Origin of the sequence: Pseudovibrio sp. FO-BEG1 (assembly GCF_000236645.1) — a bacterium.
Taxonomy (GTDB): domain Bacteria; phylum Pseudomonadota; class Alphaproteobacteria; order Rhizobiales; family Stappiaceae; genus Pseudovibrio.
Window position 1 is genome coordinate 4,015,874 of the sequence record NC_016642.1, and the last position, 18,004, is coordinate 4,033,877.

At 50.9% G+C, this 18,004-nt stretch carries 19 protein-coding genes; 6 read left to right on the forward strand and 13 right to left on the reverse strand.

The window, feature by feature from the left end; genetic code table 11:
* Positions 1-88: 88 nt before the first annotated feature.
* The 13 genes from gspD to PSE_RS18080 all read right to left on the reverse strand — a co-directional run bounded on the left by gspD (position 89) and on the right by PSE_RS18080 (position 11,900).
* Positions 89-2,362 carry a type II secretion system secretin GspD gene (gene gspD / locus PSE_RS18020; protein ID WP_208997982.1) on the reverse strand — a complete coding sequence of 758 codons (2,274 nt, stop codon included), beginning with the start codon at positions 2,360-2,362 and terminating at the stop codon, positions 89-91.
* 100 nt (positions 2,363-2,462) lie between these two features.
* The gene (locus tag PSE_RS18025) at positions 2,463-3,458 is read right to left on the reverse strand and encodes a hypothetical protein (protein ID WP_014286162.1); all 996 of its coding nucleotides are present in this window, start codon (positions 3,456-3,458) and stop codon (positions 2,463-2,465) included.
* A 235-nt stretch (positions 3,459-3,693) separates the two neighbouring features.
* Positions 3,694-4,371, reverse strand: coding sequence for a hypothetical protein (locus PSE_RS18030; RefSeq protein WP_014286163.1), 678 nt, complete (start codon positions 4,369-4,371; stop codon positions 3,694-3,696).
* Positions 4,368-4,952, reverse strand: coding sequence for a hypothetical protein (locus PSE_RS18035; protein WP_014286164.1), 585 nt, complete (start codon positions 4,950-4,952; stop codon positions 4,368-4,370). The genes PSE_RS18030 and PSE_RS18035 overlap by 4 nt, the downstream gene beginning before the upstream one ends.
* Positions 4,953-5,000: 48 nt before the next feature.
* The gene (locus tag PSE_RS18040; RefSeq protein WP_014286165.1) at positions 5,001-5,468 is read right to left on the reverse strand and encodes a tetratricopeptide repeat protein; all 468 of its coding nucleotides are present in this window, start codon (positions 5,466-5,468) and stop codon (positions 5,001-5,003) included.
* Positions 5,469-5,522: 54 nt separating this feature from the next.
* Positions 5,523-5,927 (reverse strand): hypothetical protein, encoded by a 405-nt coding sequence (locus PSE_RS18045; protein WP_208997983.1) that lies wholly within the window; start codon positions 5,925-5,927, stop codon positions 5,523-5,525.
* A gap of 193 nt (positions 5,928-6,120) precedes the next feature.
* Positions 6,121-7,107 (reverse strand): hypothetical protein, encoded by a 987-nt coding sequence (locus PSE_RS18050; RefSeq protein WP_008546173.1) that lies wholly within the window; start codon positions 7,105-7,107, stop codon positions 6,121-6,123.
* A gap of 12 nt (positions 7,108-7,119) precedes the next feature.
* Entirely contained in the window at positions 7,120-8,184 is a 1,065-nt protein-coding gene (sctE, locus tag PSE_RS18055; RefSeq protein WP_008546475.1) for a type III secretion system translocon subunit SctE, read from the reverse strand.
* 41 nt (positions 8,185-8,225) lie between these two features.
* Entirely contained in the window at positions 8,226-8,777 is a 552-nt protein-coding gene (locus tag PSE_RS18060) for a hypothetical protein (RefSeq protein ID WP_014286167.1), read from the reverse strand.
* A gap of 233 nt (positions 8,778-9,010) precedes the next feature.
* A complete protein-coding gene (locus PSE_RS18065; RefSeq protein WP_014286168.1) occupies positions 9,011-9,385 on the reverse strand; it encodes a hypothetical protein in 375 nt (124 codons plus the stop codon).
* A gap of 5 nt (positions 9,386-9,390) precedes the next feature.
* Positions 9,391-9,771 carry a hypothetical protein gene (locus PSE_RS18070; RefSeq protein ID WP_008546577.1) on the reverse strand — a complete coding sequence of 127 codons (381 nt, stop codon included), beginning with the start codon at positions 9,769-9,771 and terminating at the stop codon, positions 9,391-9,393.
* A 77-nt stretch (positions 9,772-9,848) separates the two neighbouring features.
* Positions 9,849-11,486, reverse strand: coding sequence for a hypothetical protein (locus tag PSE_RS18075; RefSeq protein ID WP_143111101.1), 1,638 nt, complete (start codon positions 11,484-11,486; stop codon positions 9,849-9,851).
* 15 nt (positions 11,487-11,501) lie between these two features.
* A complete protein-coding gene (locus PSE_RS18080; protein ID WP_014286171.1) occupies positions 11,502-11,900 on the reverse strand; it encodes a hypothetical protein in 399 nt (132 codons plus the stop codon).
* Positions 11,901-12,112: 212 nt separating this feature from the next.
* Here PSE_RS18080 and PSE_RS18085 point away from each other — a divergent pair, with 212 nt between their 5' ends.
* From PSE_RS18085 to PSE_RS18110, 6 genes are all read left to right on the forward strand, one after another.
* Positions 12,113-13,399 carry an HrpJ domain-containing protein gene (locus PSE_RS18085; RefSeq protein WP_014286172.1) on the forward strand — a complete coding sequence of 429 codons (1,287 nt, stop codon included), beginning with the start codon at positions 12,113-12,115 and terminating at the stop codon, positions 13,397-13,399.
* 66 nt (positions 13,400-13,465) lie between these two features.
* Complete coding sequence (locus tag PSE_RS18090; RefSeq protein WP_014286173.1) at positions 13,466-13,840, forward strand: CesT family type III secretion system chaperone; 375 nt, start codon at positions 13,466-13,468, stop codon at positions 13,838-13,840.
* 372 nt (positions 13,841-14,212) lie between these two features.
* The gene (locus PSE_RS18095) at positions 14,213-14,998 is read left to right on the forward strand and encodes a Crp/Fnr family transcriptional regulator (protein WP_014286174.1); all 786 of its coding nucleotides are present in this window, start codon (positions 14,213-14,215) and stop codon (positions 14,996-14,998) included.
* A gap of 34 nt (positions 14,999-15,032) precedes the next feature.
* Positions 15,033-15,272: an EscE/YscE/SsaE family type III secretion system needle protein co-chaperone gene (locus PSE_RS18100; RefSeq protein ID WP_014286175.1), complete on the forward strand. Its 240-nt coding sequence runs from the start codon at positions 15,033-15,035 to the stop codon at positions 15,270-15,272.
* A gap of 27 nt (positions 15,273-15,299) precedes the next feature.
* Positions 15,300-15,590 carry a hypothetical protein gene (locus PSE_RS18105; RefSeq protein WP_014286176.1) on the forward strand — a complete coding sequence of 97 codons (291 nt, stop codon included), beginning with the start codon at positions 15,300-15,302 and terminating at the stop codon, positions 15,588-15,590.
* A gap of 179 nt (positions 15,591-15,769) precedes the next feature.
* On the forward strand, positions 15,770-17,992 hold the full coding sequence (locus PSE_RS18110; RefSeq protein ID WP_014286177.1) for an FHA domain-containing protein: 2,223 nt from the start codon (positions 15,770-15,772) through the stop codon (positions 17,990-17,992).
* Positions 17,993-18,004: the final 12 nt, after the last annotated feature.

Below are 18,004 nucleotides of genomic sequence, written 5' to 3' on the forward strand. Positions count from 1 at the left end.
ATTTCCCTCACCTGTCTGCAACTTAAAAAAGAAATCCCCCAGAACGCAGAAGCACTCCGGGGGATAGGTGTTGCAGCTGTCGCTAACCTTAGAAAGCTGAAAGCTCGCGGCGCAGTTTCTGCGTAATGTTCTGCAGCTCAGACTGCTTGCGAACAACACGCGGTGTGATCATCACCAGCAGCTCCGTCCGCCGTGTGTCGTTTGTGGTGTTCTCTTTGAACAACTCACCAAACACAGGGATCTTGCGCAGGATCGGCACACCAGACTCACCATTCTCTTTACGTTCCTGAATGAGGCCACCCAGCAAAATGGTACGGCCAGATTCAACCACGATGTCCGAGTTGATGGTACGTGTTGCAATCGTTGGCGTCAGCGAACCTTCTTCAGTCTTGTTCTGAACCACGTTACTCACCTCCTGCTGGATCTGCAGCAGAACGGAGTTGTTAGAACGAATATTCGGCTCAACCTGCAAAACAATACCAGTGTCTTTCACGTCCACTTCGTTGGTCACAGTCACATTGCCATCATTGCTGGAAGACTGACTGCGGGACGCAAACGGCACCTGATCACCAATCACAAGGCGCGCCTTACGACCATCCAGAACGGTCAGGTAAGGAGAAGAGATCACCTTAACTTTCGTAATGTTCTGCAGTGCCTTCAACACCACATCAACACCAACAGTATTCAAAGAAAGTGCCCCACCAGCCGCCTTTGTCGGACGAGACGCACCATCGGCCACGGCACCAATGCCACCTGCAAAGTTGCCTTTGGCCAGATACCACTGCACACCGTAGGACAGGTTATCATTGATGTTTACTTCCGCGATGGTCGCTTCAATCACCACCTGAGACAGCGGCAGATCAAGCGCCTGCACCACATCCCGGATATGCTTGAATTCTTTGTAGGTAGAGTTCACCAGCAAAGCATTATTACGGCTGTCCGCCACGATGCTAACCTTGCCACCCACTGCAACGCGATTGCTAGGAGCATCAGTCAAACCATCAAACAGCTTATTTGCATTGCTGAAACGGTTGCTGATGGAATCCTCTGCTGGCCCGACAGACTCGCCATTTGCAGAAACCGGGAACTTGCGGGCAGAAGAACCATTCCCACGAGAAGCCTGCTGACGCTGCTCAACTGGCTGCGCAGCAACACCACTACCGCTCTCACCTTCAAGGATCTGCGTCAGCTGTGTCGCAATCTCATTTGCAGGCAAGTACTTCAGGGTGATGATACGAACCTTCGGAGTATCCAGCAGGTTGTAGTCAACTTCCTTCGTAATCCGGCGCACACGCTGCAACATCTCACGGCTCTGCACCGCGACTAACAATGACTGCTGCGTTTCCAGCGGAATGATCGTCAGCGGTGAGGTCAGCTGATTAGGATAAAGCTGCTGGAACAGAGTGGTAATCTGTTTCGCGACTTGGCTCGCAGAGCTCTGCTGCAGACGCAACACAGAAACAATCGTCTTATCATTATCGCGGTTATAAAGGCTGTTCACCAGCTCCTCAGCCGCTCCGATATCTTCCGGACGAGCGCGAATAGCAATCTTGTTGGAACCTTCCACTGCAACAGCAGAGGCACCTGCCGGCAGAATAGCCTGCAGAACCTTCGCCGCATCATCAGAGGATGCAGAACGGACTGGCAGAATGCGCAGCTTCAGATCACCAGCAGAACCAACACCGGAAAACTGCTCAATCGCCTGAATGGTCTCAGGACGACCAATGTGGAAGATCTGATCAATCAGCTTCAGGATGTAACCATTACGCCCAAGCAGAACACGCACCAAAGACAGCATCTGGTCTTTGGCGATAGGATTTTCTGTTTGGAAAGTAACCGTGCCTTCCAGAGGCTCATCAATCACATAGTTGACCTGAAGAATGCCACCCAGTGTCTGCTGAATGAAATACTCCAGCGTTTCACCACGGAAGTTCAGGCGCACCACATCAGAGGTTGCCTTGGCATCACTGGCCTGAGCAACACGGATCTCTTGACGGTTGGTACTGTTAAGACGAGCATCAGCCAGTAGAACCTTGGCTTCTTCATCGTTGAAGAAGAACGCCGTTCCCGGTCTGCCCTGCGCCGCATTTTCACTGTTCACCCATCGGGTGTTGATCGAACGACCCAGAGTGCCGCGTGAGTGGGATGCCAGCCGCGGTTGGCCTGAAAGGGCAAGATGAACATCACGCTGGTTCTCTTCTGAGAAGAAATATTGCAGCTGTTCTGTAAGCCCCGCTGGCGGAGCTGTGTCTTCCCATTCCTGATCAGCTGGCTGAGTTGTTGTACAGCCCAACAGGATCACGGAAATTGAAAATACGCCTGCTGTCTTGCGCAGCATTGAACTTAGTTTAGCACCAATCATTTCAAACCTATGCGTTCAGCACAAGCGCCCAACACGAACCCCGGGGCTAAACGAACCCGGGGCAATCGCACATGTGCTGCCCGAACTTTTTTCGATTAAGTTAGACGCGGCCGTTATCCAACAGCAGCTGAACTCTTCCGGTGGTATCTGTTGTGTCCTGCCCACCTACCGACTGCTCTGCCACAGAAAGTGACTTGGAGATGGAGTTGGATACAAAGCCGACCAGACGCAGCGCGTACTCAGCTTCAAGAAGCGTCATGAGCGCCTTCTCGTCTTTCACGCGCTCATCAGCCAGCTCACGCACTTCTTTGCGCAGCTCTTCAATGATGGTGTGGCGCTGATCAAACTCAGGCTTGGCTGCATTGAGCTTGGTCGCCGCATCCGTCAAAACGCCTTCCAGAGTAGATTGACCGCTCTCATCCATCTCGCCAGTCTTTGGTGCACCGGCCATCTCTTCAAGCGCAGTGCGCAGCAAGGACTGCATGGCATCACTCTCGCTGAGATCTTCCAGCTTCACGTCAAGCTGCGCAACGGTGTCAGCAATCGCTGTTTCCACTTCACCGATGGATGTGTTGATCTGCGCAATCTCACCATTCAGACGCGCAACCTCTTTCGGATCCTTAATAAGCTCGCTATCCGGATCATCAGGGTCGCTCGGCACAGTCGCTGGCAGGTTCGCCAATTCGTCCTGCTTGGAGGCAAGGCTGGTTTGCAGATCAGACAACTGGCCTTCCTGTTCCTGCTGTTGCAGATCCAGCGCCTCAATGTCAGCAGCAATATCTTCCTGCAGCGCCAGCGATTGCAGCAGTTCAGTGCGTGCAGAGCGAACCTTTTCAGATTGCCCAATCAGGTTTTGCTCTTTCAAAGAAGTCTGAATTTCTTCAAAGCGCGCAACGACCTGCCCTACAAGCACCTCAAGGTTTGCTGTGTCTGGCGGTGGCTGCAAACCAAACGCTGCTGAAACGCCAACTGAAAGGAGCTGACTGGCAGACGGAATAGCTTCAACACTCTTGGCCGCCACCGGACGATCAAGCTGGATATTGCCATCTATTGCGTTGGATGCAGGTGTAGAACCAATCGATGATACTGCAGTCATGTCAGACTCCTTGAATTATCTCCACCTATATGTCGCAGATAACCCAGCGGTCATGTTGTGCCTTAAAACACAGAGCCCGCCCTCTAATGGACATTATTGGGGTAATTACGGAGTGAAATAATCGTTACTGTCATGTGTGTGCCGAACGTACAACACCTGCAGCATCCGACTGATGCAAAACAAAGAATAAGATCGGCCAGAAATCAGAACAGCAGATTCACCTTTGAACATCAGGTCAAGCCGGCCCATCATCTCCAGTGGTCGCATCCTGCTTCGCAAGCGCTGCTCTTAGAGCTGACAAAACACCATCCGTGAGCAGCATGAAAGCATAGGCATACCCAGGTCGCCGCTTGTGCTCACTCAACCTTGGCAACTGCGTGTATAGCCTTTGCAGCAGATGATACCGGTTTTCAATCTTGGCAATCAGTTCATGAAGATCAGTCGGAGAGGAAGACTCGACCGAAAACATCTCCAAGCCAACTCGCGTCTCATCTGAAAATGTCAGGCTCGGTTTTTCGTAGGCAAACCAACGGGATAAATCAAACTGCGCGCTGTATTTCAGATAAAGTTGTTCAGCATCCCGCAATCGATTGACCGTCTGGACGGCGCGCTGTGAATACTCAAAACTATGATCTTTGGGCAGCACTCTGGTGCGCGCCAGCTCAGTGCCATATTGCAGCGCCAACTGCCGCTCGACCGACATACTGCCCGAACCGCGCGGCTTCACAGCCTCAATCCTGCGCGCAGATTTCAGCAAGCCTGCAGTAAGTGACAGATCCCGATACAGGATCCCGATATCGCCGGAAATCTTGGAATACTTCTCTGCCTGCGTAGGAGCTGTCAGTTCAACAATCCCGTTCTCATCCTCACCCAACTCATAGGGCAGATGCAGATATCCGGAGGTTGCGATCATGACGCATCGCTGTCGCGCACCGCAGCTTTCTTCTGCGCCTCCAGCGCATAGGTAAGACGCTTGGAATAGTCGATCAGGCTAGGCACTGGTCGCGTCTTCATCAACTTGTAGAAGCGCACCAGCTCGGAGGTCGCCTCATCCAGCTTGCGGGACCACAACCAATGCTCGGCCAACCGAAGCGCAACAGCGGGATTAGCCTCATCAACCAGCTTTGCCTGACGAAGCGAGGTCTCAACCTCATCACCACCCAGCGGCCAATTCGAATGACTCAAAGCCAATCCCAGCCAATACTCAGCATTTTTAGGATTGAGCAAACAAAGTACTTTGAACTGCTCTTCAGCAGAAGCCTTCTGCTGCAAATGCAAGGCTTGATACGCAAACTGATAAAGCACTTTCTCCAGCTTACCATCAGCATTGAGAGCTGCCGAAAGCCCCTGCCCTGAACGTAGCGCATCGAGCACAGCACGTGCGCTCACATCGCCGCCGCCAAGCCCCTGAAAGACAGCATCAAGATCAACCTCAACATCGGATGGCAGCTCGTCAGAAGCCGGAGCATTTTGTGTAGCAGGTGCTTGTGACATCGTTTGTCCCCGGCCTCAGATTTTTTTGAAAGTATCAGCGCAAAAACGCTAGGCGTTGTTCAAACCAGACAGCAGCTTTTGGGCCGCCTGATGGATCTCAGCATCCTTACGTTCCAAAGCGTACTTCAGCGTATCTTCCAGATCTTCTTTCGCCTCAGTGATATGGCCGAGAGCAAGACAAGCAACGCCAGAGAAGTAGTAAGGACGCGGATTGGTAGGATCGAGCACCATTGCAGCAGAGGCTGCCTGAACTGCAAGCGTATACTGCTGCAGCTGCACTGCGCAGTTTGCCAGTCCAAGCTGAACATCAACATTGATCGGCTCAAGCAACACCAGACCAGTGTAGATCTCAAGAGCCTTCTCTGTGCGGCCAGTATCCATCAACCCCTTGGCCATCACCAGCCCCGGATTGATATCATCTTTTGTCAGCCCCAAACTCCGGCCAATCGCGCCCTTTGCGATTGCCTTAATGTCTTCTTCTGGAGATTTGCCCAGTTCTGGAACAAGCTCAGTCATAACGTGCCTCTTTGCGGCTCTAAAATTAGTTTGTTTTGAAGGATATCGGCGAGCTTAAAGGTGAAACACCATAGCGCCATCCAGCTCATCAGAGAGCGTCGTCTGCCCCGCGCCCAACAATGGATTGCTGGCATACCCACCTGCATCTGCTGAAACCAACGGCTGATAAAGACTCACAACCGACAGCAGCTCTTCCACCAGCACCGTCAGCTTGTCTAAATCCGTGTAACCACGGCAGCTCACAGAAAGCACCAGTTCCTCTGCGCCTTCGCTCGTCTTACGAAGGTTTGCCAGACATCGGAATTGAGAGAGACAAGCCAGATTAAGATGCAGGATCTCTACAATCTGCCGGTTTCGCGTTCCAACCGTTTCACTCAGCACACCAATCACAGTGGTGACATCTATGCCCCCACCATCAAGCGCGTCTGAAAACACAAGTTGAACCCCGTCAACATTCATTGAAGCGGTGTTCTGCTCGGAGAATATCGGAGCACCCAACCCCAGCTTTCGCCAGAGCTTATCCAAGCACCCTGAGTAGTTTATGGCGAACACGAGCAATCCTCTCTGAGATGCGCAAGATCAGCAGCCAACCAGCAAACGCAGAAAAACAGGTGTGCGTTGAGGGTAATAAACGCACACCTGCTTTTTCGGCTTAACCGCGAGTAATCGCAGCCGCCCGTTCGTTTTCGATTTCCCGGGATTCTTTCAGGAACTGAATGATCGCGCGGATGATGTCATCCAGAGCCTTCTGGATGGATTCAGCCTGATCATTCTCCTTACGAACCTCTTCTGCCGCAGCAGCCAGTTCTTGAGAAATCGCTTCATCTTCTTTTGCATTCGCCTGAGTAAACGCACTCGCAGCCTGCGAAGTCGTGTTACCCAGAGTGTTCGCTACACCACCGATTGTGGCGATGGACTGAGCACGGGAACCAGATGCACTTGCAACAGCATCAAAGCCTTTTGCCTGAGAGCGGAAGTCACCTGCACGCTGAGAGTAGAAGTCACCCAGCTTGCCGCCTTTACCAGGCGCAACATCCGCAGCTTTGGCATCCATCTTCGCTGCCTGCGAGTTCGCATTGGCTGAGTTCTTTGCAGCACCCAGACCTTTAGCAGCACTACCAATCGCAACAGCAGACATCACGATGGAAACAGCGGAAGAAACAACAGTCACAACAAGACTGATGATCGCACCCGTACGGGTCTCTTCAGCTGCGTCACGGCTCTTGCCAGCCTGTGCGTGCATCTGCGTCTTCACGGTTTCACGCGCAATCAGACGTGATTCCAGCTCATTGTTACGTTGGTTGATGGCTGACTTGAACAGCGCCTGAGCAATCAGACGGGACAGGTTACCAGTGCTATCAATCTTATCCAAAGAGCCGATCGCAACAGTTGCAGCTTCCAGACGCCCCAGAACTTCATCAGTGGTCGCCTGATCAAAATCTGCACTTGCCGCGAACTGCGGCAAGGAGACCAGAGACAGGAAAGTACCGTGATGCTCTGGTGGCAAAGTTGCCAGACGCGCTTCTACGCTCTGCTGAAACTTTGTTGCACGCTCTTCAGAAACAGCAAGTTTGCCGTCCTGAAAGAAACTAGGCGGCAGATAGTCACGATTGTAATTAGTACCTACAGTTGCGTTCATAAATACCTCCTCTTAACCTGCAAACTTTGTTCTGCTCAACGTGTCAGCACGCTCATTCATGGAGCTCACTGTTCCATCCAGCGCATCTGCAAACTGCTCACCAGCCTTCGTCAGAATTGCCAGCAACTGGTCAATGATCTGACTGAGCAACTGGATGAATGCATCAAGATCCGCGGCATCTGCCTGCAGTTCTTTCGCCTGCGCAGCATCCTGACTTGCGGTGTAAGAAACCGCACCAGCTGCGATGGAACCTGCACTACTACCGATCTGAATGATCGCGGACGTGATGGACGAGATCGCCTGGATCATCGCACCAACACTGCCTGCCTGAGCACCAGGAATGAAGAAGGACGCAGCGGCCATAACGATACCAACAACGGCACCAACCACCTTCATCGCAATGTCCACCTTCATGATGGTATCTTCATCAGCTCCGGCGGCGGCAGCTATGTGCCCGGCGATACTTCGTCCCGTGGCCGCTTGCACCGTGGCATCAATGGCCATGGCAAGCTGCACCACCCCGGCAGCAATCATAAACGCCCCGACAACCTGAAGCCCTGGAATAACCGCCAGAATACTACCAGCCACAATGGAGATCGCCGCAGCAATCCACTGGAACGCCAGAGAGATCTTCTGCCAGATACTGAGACCCTTCTGCTTTTTCTCAGCTTCTTCCTGCTTACGAATGGATTCTTCGAGCTTGATCGCCTTATCCTGCAAAGCACCTTTCTGCTTCGCCTGAGTGAGGTTCACCTTGTTCTTCTCAACCGCTTCCTGAGTGCCCTGCATCTTGTCCAGAACGGACGCAACAAGCACTTCAATATCCTGGAAGCTGGAAGTCGTCAGAGGTGTATCAGAACCAACCTGAGTGAGGCTGTTAGAAAGACGCGTAATGTGCTGCGCAAACGCAATGGTCGCGATCATCGGCGTACCACCAACAGACGCCAGTGCACCTGGACCAACTTTACCCGCACCTTTCACATCACCAGCCTTGCCGGTCATCTCAGAGGTCGTATCAAAAATATCGCCCAGACTGTTGCTGTTCAGACCCAGGCCCAGACCTTTAGGAAGCTCCATATCTATTCTCCATACTTAAATTATTGGGATAAAAGCTAATGTCAGACCAGCTTCTGGCGCGCGCTCTTCATCATGGTTTGCGCATACTTCTTGTCATCGTAATTTTTGACAAGATCATCAAACATACGCAGCGCAGCCTCAAAAGCATCACCAGCTTCCTGATACTCTTTCGCAGCCATCAGGCACTCACCGAGGCGCAGGTAACCCTGAGGGTTCGTCGCATCCATGCTGATGAAGTGCAGATAGAGCTTCACAGCCATGCGCACATCGCCCTGAATCTGATAGGTCATTGCAAGGCCATAGGTGTACTGCTCTTCCATCGGCGCGATCTGCACCAGCATGATGAACAGTGACTTCGCCTTCTCAACCTGACCAACAGAGATATTGCGGCGCGCCATTTCATAAACAGCACCCAGCTCCTCCTTGGAGAGATCAAGCATCTCAGAGATGGAAACACCCTGCTTCAGCAACTGGTAAAATTGCTCATCTTTGAAGCCCAGTGAATCAACATGCTCGATGAGCGGCTCAGCGATCTCTTTAATCGTTTCGACAAAGAGTTCCGGTGATTGTTTAGGCATATCCAGAAGTGACATGGCGCTCTTTCTTTATCTCTGACTAATTCAGCATTTAAGAAAACAATAGAGCGCAATCAGAAGGTGTTCTGTGCCAAACAGAACACAAGAATAGGCAATACACATTGTGCAGTGATTTTTTATGCGTCACGAATATGTGAGCGAAGACAACACACTGCCGAACCACAGTTCGCAACAGCGCATTTCAATCAAAAAGAGAGGAACCCTGCCCTCTCTCTGATCTCAATCCAATTTTATTGAGAGAGTTTTTGCCGTCGATTGCCCAGATAGATGTCAATTGCATCCTTGGCTTTGTCAGCATCGTGGAGCGTATAAAGACAGCGCGCCCGAATATAGTGGCGCATAGACTGCTCATCCGAGCGGGTGTACTTTCCAAACTGCTCAAGCGGATCTAACAGGTCCAGCTCACGCAAACTCTCAAGCGCCAGATCAAACCGATTGAGCAAGAAGAGAAGGATGGTGCGAGCGAGTAAAACCTCTTTGGAGTCGTCCTCCATCACCATCATGCCCTGCACCATGGTCAAAGCCTCTGCATACTTGCAGTTCTGCGTCATGATGTAGACGCTCAAGAGCAGAAAATCCCGCTGCCGACTGTTAAGAGCTGCCATAACCTTTACCCCTGCAACAACATGGCAAGCGCAGCTTGCAGGTCTTCATCAAGCAGGACATCACCCATCAGCAGATCAGCGACACTTTTAAGGATGCGCTTTCTTTCCCCCTGCTCCCGCAGAGCAGCTGCTGCAAACAAGCGTTGAAGCTCCTTGCGCATTTCACTCAGCTCAGTCGGAAGAAGAATGTCTGTCTCTGACAGATCCGGCAACAACAGGGCCGGCAACCGCTCATCCAAAGTTGGCCGATGAAGCACTTCATGCAGAGGCCGGACTTCAGGTAAGAATACGGGAGCAAGCTTCTTGCCTTCAGGCAACTGAACCTGATCTTCAACCTTCCAGTTGGAGACCTCATTCACCCCAATTGTAATTGATGCAACCCGCATTCCGAATTCCGTACTCAGTTAAAGCAAAAGGCAGCCCTGACTACAAAAGCCAGAACCGCCAACTCTATAAATGTATCCTAGGAGAAGCCGCGTGCGATCTGAATGTTCAGATCAAAGCTACGACGCACTGTACCTGTCGCCTGCTCATAAGAACGGTTCTGTTCACGATTATCCTGGTTGATATCGTTGGTCAGCAGCTGCGGGTTCAACAAAGTCACCGCATCACTCAACTGCGTCGAGAACCGTTCCCACTGCGTGCGCTTAAAGGAGTTCTTACTTCCGCTACTATTGCTGATCATGTCATGCGTTGGGCGCGTAATATTGAACTCTTTTTCGACTGGATGCGGCTGGGCCGAAGCATAGTCTTCAAACATGTAAGCAACAGCAGTGCTGAACTGACTAGGATTATCGAAAGATACAGAAATGGTGTGCTTTTCTTTGTCCGCATCCTTTCCGGTATCAACAAACTTCTTTAGCGTCTCATTCACAATACGCTGCATTTCTGCATAGGCTTGCGACAACTGGTTCAACTGTGTCAGCTGCTCCGTCCTCATTGTGATAACCGCCTGCTGCTTCAAGCTGGCCTGATTCTGAATGAGCGCCACCAGTGTAGGCAAATCCAGCCGCGAAACCGTACCATCTGCATTGGTAATACCACCAGCCGACAACATCTGCTGCTCAGCTTGCTTGATAGCCAGAATGCGCTGCTCCTGCTCGATGAAGACAGCATACCCTCGGTTGATTGATGCATTGCTGTCTGGCGTCAGAACGTTACGTGAATCGCGCGCCGGATTAGCCAGATGCGGTGTCTTCACATCGAAGTAAGCGTGCGCCCGCTCAAACCGCTTAACGATCTCTTGCATCTCAGCAGCCAGATCAGAAGGCGCGTAAATACCGCTATTGGGTACATTTTCTCGCAGCATTTCCAACTGCTTGATGTAAGCCTGCTTGTCAGTATTAAACTTATTCTGATCTGAACTTGAAGTTTTATTGGTCAGAGACTTGTTCTTGACCTCATTAATTTGCCTGTCAATCTGTTGCGTAATGACAGTACGACTTGCAGCCAGATCCGTACCCGATTTTGGCAGCAAATCCAGCAATGGAGCGATCTTTGTCAGAAAGATTGGATTATTTGCCAATCTCTCCTGCTCAGTCTTGGTGTGCTGGAAAATCCGGGATTTGGTCAGTTCATTCACAACAGTGATGCTGCGCTTGTCGTCAGAACGAATGACACCCACCTGATTGTCACCAGTACCAATAACAGTACGACCGGCCTGAATATCAGCTTCAGAAAAGTTGTCGCGCAGATAACGCAACTGAACAGCCGGGTGCCAGGACAAGAACTGCTGCGGGGTCGGATTGTTATAGTTCGCAGGCAGATCTTCATCTGCAACGGTATCAGCAGGATCTACCAGAACACTATCGACATATGCGTTGTATTTACTTGGATCGGTCGCATGGGCAGTCGTCCCCGGAATCGACAATAACGGATTCTCATAATCCGGATCATTCTCAGGCAAATTGGAAAGAAAACTATCCCAAACACTCGTCTGCGTCTCCGCAGCCTGCAATGTGCCGGACTGAGCAGCAGCTTTTTCCTGCGCACCATCACCTGCACCACCAGAAGCAGCCTTGGATGCATCATCATCTTTAGGAGTGACAAGAGTATTCGGATCGACAGGTGTAGAGGAACCTGAACCTACATTATTTATCATTTTCATCTCCTCACTTCACAAAATCAGACGAGTACGCCCCGCATTTCGTTGGGGCTTGATGGCTTGAGAGCGAACACCTCCAGTCTCATTTTCATGATCTTTCAGGCGTTTCGTAAAATGCTCAGCAATCGCGTCGTAACCTTGCAAAAAATCTTCAAAACTTCTTGAGGAAAGCAAGCCACCGATCAAACGCTGCGCAGCTGGATCTTTTTGAACTGCAGGCAGGTCCACCAGCTCCTGAAGGCTTGCGGCCATCTGAAAAGAGACATCCTGCCATTCACCTTCTGAAGGCCAGTTCCTACTAGCATTACAAGCACTTAAGGCCTCATCCAGATAGGAGCACAAATCACCCGCATCACCAGTGACAGTGAACTGGGGAAGCAACTCATCTTTGCTGGATCTGGTCTTCGCCATACAACATTCCCATCAAAACACGATCTTCCCTCTATAGCTGTGAGGCTGAAGACCCTGCTGTTCCGATCGACACACCCAAAAATCGAAACCACAGGAAAGGCAGAATTAGCAAAATGGGTGACACCGCTTGTGCCGCCCGACACAAAGCAATTCCACTAAAAGAAGTATGAGAAAGACATATACCTATTCATATTATCAGCGGGGGACTTGCCATGAGCTTAGAGGTCTTAAGATCAACCATTGCTACTCACAATGCTGAGTCGCCTGTCGGCGCGCCGCTGGTAGCAGAAGCAACCGGTCAACGCCGCGCTGAACGCGTTATGCAGCTTAACAATCCATCCAAGCTGACGGATGCCGCAGAAGAGCTGGGACAGGCCGTCTCCTCCCGCTTGGATAAGAGATCACTGGAGAGCCGCTCAATCCGTCAGGGTCAGGGTGCAAACATCGAAGCGATCACACGGATCGCCGACTACTACGACAAACTGCCAGACATGCCTTCGCAGGAAAAACTGCAAGGTTTGGTTCAGTTGCTGCAAGACTATCAGAACAACTACAGTTCTGGTGGCGGCTCCAGTCAATTGACACCTCAGGATGTCTTCGCATTCCTGCAGCAGTTTGATGGCGATGTCACACACCAATACGCTGCCCTGCAAATTGCCATTGAGCATTTCGAGAACACCGGCGCAAATGATGCGTTACTGGGTGCTCTGCTCAATGCACGCGAGTACATGGAAAGCGGAGAGACCGGCAGAGATGTACGCGCTGGCTTCGCGGTGGCCGAACTGGCCCATGACAAGGCCGAGGATCTTGGAACAGACCCAGCCGTCATCCGCGAACATTACCGTGACATGCTGCGCAGTGAGGCAAACTTCGGCATCATCTTCGACAAGTTCAATGATCTGATCGCCCGACATCACGCCTTGCACCAGGACGTCAACGGAAACAAAGGCTCACCCCTCACCTCATTTGACGATGTCGTAGAGCTGTTCACTACAGCAGCGAGCCAGGGACTAGAGATTGCAGATACTCAGGACGAGCCAGCTCACCTGGAAGCTGTGCTGACCGAACTCGGCAAACTAAAAAGCCTGCGGACCGTTTATGAAGGTGTCCATGTCGCGACTAAGCTGACAGGCCGCAACTTCGCTGAGTTCAACCGCGTGGTCGATGAGCTGGGCACAGACTCACTCGCCAGCTCCCTTTTCCACTATCTGGGTAAGGCAGTAACCTCACCAGCGGATGCGCAAGGCCTCGTTGCTCCACTGGCTCCGGCAGGTGTGAGCGCATCCCTGAACTACACCAACAATCTGCTAGCACTACACCGCGAGGTTCCGGACACAATTCTCACCAATGAGAACATCCGCAATCAACAACTCGAAACGCTACTGGTTCTGTCTGAGCAGCTGACGATACTGGAAGAAGAGCAGTATCAGACAGCATCCGACACCGTAACGTTCAAGAACGCCAACCTGATCACTACTGGATCCACCAGTGTTCATTGAGCCTTCATTGCCAGCAAAATAACAGCAACACAAACGACGTTCAGAAAAAGCAAAGGAGAGATTTGAATGCAGTTTTCAAGTGCTATCCAGTCAAGTCTGGAAGCGTTCGCAAACAATATGAAAATCCCTTTTTCTCCTCAAGCGGATGGGAGCCTGAGTTACCTCCTATCACAATCTGGAGAGCTGACGTTTACTCCTGTCGAGAACGGCAACAGCATCGTTGTGAGCCTCGGCCGCGCTATGACAGGTGATCAAAATTCAGCAAATGAAGCGCTTTTGACCAAAGCTGGCTTCAGGCCTGAAATCGGAACCAACCTGCATGCGGGAAAATCAAAAGATGGAACGTTACACCTAGCAGTCCTTTACGAAGCAGGACAACTTAGCCCTGCAAAACTAGAACAAACGGTCGACTATCTAATAGGTGAATTGAGTTCACTTTAAATACTACGACTACTGCGTGCAGGTATACACCAGCTTCAATCATATAATGACTCACACTTGTTCACATTACGGAGGGAAATCGTGACTTTTTCGCACTTAAAATCACAATCCCGAGGGATACGAACAATATCCATTAAAATATAAGTTAGATGATGACAGTCAGACTTGACTCGCCTATTAGCTGTCTTAATTATAGTTTTAACCGTGTTCTGAAGCACAATTCTTTGCAATTGTGTACAAGTGAGATTGGGGTGGAATATTGGTAGAGTATAATAAAAACAAGACGAAGTATATTTGCTCTACGGAGAACAGTATATCTTCAAACTCTGAAATAGCTGCACTTATTTAAGTAAGAGGTCACGGTACATTTCTATGGAAAAGGCAGTATATGATGCAAGCCTGGGTAGAGGCGCATCACAAGCTCATAATACTGGCACCTCATCCTCAGGTGAAAGCAGCTGGAAAGAGAATGCAGCGCTGTTTCAAGAGCTGAATGATGAATTATGTGCATCTTTAGAGCAGTCAGCGATCCGTCCAACCTACTCAAATGGCGAAAACATCTATCTCCAGGAAGATGAAGCTGAATTTCTCTACATCATCGAAAGCGGTCACGTTCGCTTGAGTCACTTGCGTGAAGATGGATCTACCTTCCTTTATGCCATCATCACTGCGGGCCAAAGCTTCGGCGAACTGGGTGTATTTCAGCGATCTGTACATGCCGACACAGCATGCGCATTGGGAGATGTTGTCGTTCATAAGATCAGACGTTCTGCATTTCATGTCATCAACGAACAGAGTGCAGAGATCTGCCGCGCGCTGGCTGTAGTCGTAGCGAAACACTATCGCTCCTACATCGAATCAACCCGCTGCCTGTCATTGCCGAGCCTTTCAGCTCGTCTGGCTCACGCTCTGCTCAGCTTGCTGGAGTCTATTGGCACTCCAGCTGGTAGTGATCCGAAGGATAAGTCTGTCATCTCTGGTGCAATCGTCACTCAGAGCGACTTGGGCGCGATGGCTCGCGGCACACGCAGCAACATCAATCGCCGTCTGAAAGAATGGGAGCGCGCAGGTATCATAAAAATTCAGGATCGTTCTATCACTGTGCTGAATAGGACAATGCTGGAGCGGAACTTGCTCAATAATGAATCAAACTTTTAAGAAGCTGGTAAGCGTTGAAACAAAGGACTGACGCGTGCAGGAAGAAAACACCAATAACGAGATGTATGTCACCGATCTGGAAGAGGCGTTGAAAAGCTCACAAGGATCAGATCATGCGCAGCTCCTCGGAGAAAAATTGGAAGACCTTTCTGCTCAGATGCGTCGCAAGTCTGAGGAACCTCAGACCGAGGTTGACTATCAACGCATTCAGACAGTGATAAACGGCATCACTGCTGCTCAGGACGTCCTGCGCAAATTTCCAGTACAGAGTTAGAGCCGCGCAAATATTAGGAGAGTCAACATGACGTCTTTTACCCAAGGCATTACAGCGTCCTATACGTCTGATGCTCCCGAAGCATTGCAAAATAAAGCGGGCATGAACGCTCTTGACATCAGCGTCCGCTTTCAGACTGAGATGGATAAGATCAATGACAAGATCATTGAAGCTCAAAACTCCAACTTGGCTGAGACAGAAAAGATGTTCACCCTGCAGCTGCTCGTGAACACATACACCACCATGGGTCAGACACGTACCAGCATGGTGAAGGCGCACGCAGACATGGTAAAAGCCTGCGCACGTAACATTTCCTAAGTCATTGAAAGGCTCTCTTCTGCCTGCGTGAGCACGTGCATAAGAGAGCCTTTTTCTTATTCAAGCACATGAGACAAGCCCGGTCACACCGAGCCTAAACAACTCATGGCATTTTCTCGTTCGCGTTTGGCAACACAGCCATAGTTGCGAACTCCAGCGCTTGTTAGGTGGGACGGCGAATGGGTAAACTCATCCTCAAAATACTTGTAGGCCAACAGGCTGGCGCCGAAGTCATGCTCGAGCCGGGTGAGTATACACTTGGCTCTGACAGAAACGATGACCTGCAGATTGCTGACCTCAGCGTCGCCGCAGGCCATATGCAACTGCGCTTGCAAGACAATAAAATTGAAATCTCCGCCAAAACTGGCGACATCCGCACTGAAAACGGCGTCTCTCTTAACAGTGGAGATGACGAGTGGGTCGAAATTGAACCACTGGATGTCATAAACATTGGTGTCGTCAAAATCGCCCTCGGCGCGAAGAACGCCCAATGGGCGACACTCAGCAAAGCACTGAATGCAGCCAGCGAAGGTGAAAACGAGAAAGCCGAGAACTCTGCAGCTAACTCGCTGCTAGGTGAAAACTCAAAGCACGTCGACGCGGTTATGGCGCCGCTCACAAAACACCGTAAACGCATCGCCCTTGCAACGGTTGCAAGTGCAGTGGTCCTTGGCGGCTTCTATCTTGTAGGCTCAGGCAAGATTTCCCCTCGCACCGCAAGCGCTCTCCCGAATGGTGGCATAGAAGCTGTGCGCGTAGCATTGGCTGACCTCCCCTTCGCAGAGAGCTTAAGCCTGCGCCAGGACGTGGATGATCAGATTTACCTGACAGGATATGTCAGCGAGCCAGTTCAACGCCGCGCAATTACTGAAGCAGTGGAACGCACAGCTGTTCCTGTTCGCCTACGCGTCCGCGTCATCGAAACACTAAAGAAAGATATCGCAGGTTATCTGCAATCCCGCGGATCTAACATCAGTTTTGCACTTGCGGATGACGGTGAACTGACCCTCAGCGGCTCCGTACTGGATAAAGCCGAGGCTGACCAGTTGATTGCAGATCTGCGCGGCCTGAATGGTATCTCCAGCGTAACTTCCAAGATTAAGACCGCTGATGACTATCTGCTGGATGTCCGCAAACTTGCCAAACGCGCACTGATTGATGACACCATCATTTTCCGCCTTGATGACAAAACGCTGGAAGTAAGCGGCATCATTGCCAGCCAGGACATAGATCGCTGGTCAGGTTTCCTGCGCTCTTACTCCCGCCAATACGCATCTGTCATCCCTCTGCGCTCGCTGGTCAAACTGGTACAGGAAAACGGTCAAGTTGTTGACCTCAAAGCCAACTTTGATGGCGGCATAGAACCTTTGCTTGCAGCAGTAGATCCGAAGACCAATGAACCGGTAGAAGAACGCCAAACGAAAGTGCTTGAGCTCGCACGCGCAATCAAACAGCAAGATGGCTTTGCTCCAGAACGTCGCGGCACAAAGTCTTCTAGTCGTGTCGCGAAACAAAATGATAACGCAGAAGCTGACAAGCCAGATGCACCTGCAACACCGCTTCAAAAAGCGACAGAACGCTTGCTAAGTAGTATCAGTATTTCTTCAGCACAGGCTTCCACATCTCCAACAGAGACACCAGAAGAGCTCAAGCAAGTAGAACCAACAAAAGTTGGTGGTGCAACAGACAAGGGCGTAACTAAAGAAGTTGGAAAAGGGAAAGTAACCCCTCAAAGCAAGGTTGATGCACGCTTCCAGAGCATTGCTCTAGATGATCCGGAACTCAATGAGGCAGCTGAAGTGGTCTTCCTCGCCTGGATGAAATCTGCGGAATCTAAAACAGTACCAGAAGATCTGAAAAAGAAATTCCTGCCACTGCTTGTTACACCACCTTCTGAAGGACCTCTTTGCTCAGACGACCTCTCCGTGCCTGTTTCACAGATCCCGGTAACTGTGCTCTGGCTCGATATTCTCAGTAGCAGCGAGAGTTTGTCCCTCACGACATTCCCGGATGATCGTCAGCGCTACATTCTGGAAGCAGCAGTCAATCCAGCGGCAACCCGTGATTGTCTGATCAAAGCGGAGCTGAGCAATAAACTTGGTTTGGTGCCCTACTCCAACTTCATTCGTGAAAGCCTGCGTAATCCAGAGTTCATCAGCTTCCTGACAAGAGATCTGAACACACCGTCGCTGACTGTCTCTGGCGCAAGCCTGATTGGAGAACGCTACGTGTTGAGCGATACCAACAAACGCTACAAAAAAGGCCAGTCCATCAACCAAAGCAGCCGTCTCGTTGCTGTAGGTGAACTTGGAGCGTTGGTCCGTGAATACGAAGGATACTCCGTCGCGATATACGGAGACCAGACGGCCTGGGTCGTCCGCGAAGCAAACGCGAAACCTTAAGCGAAAAAACCC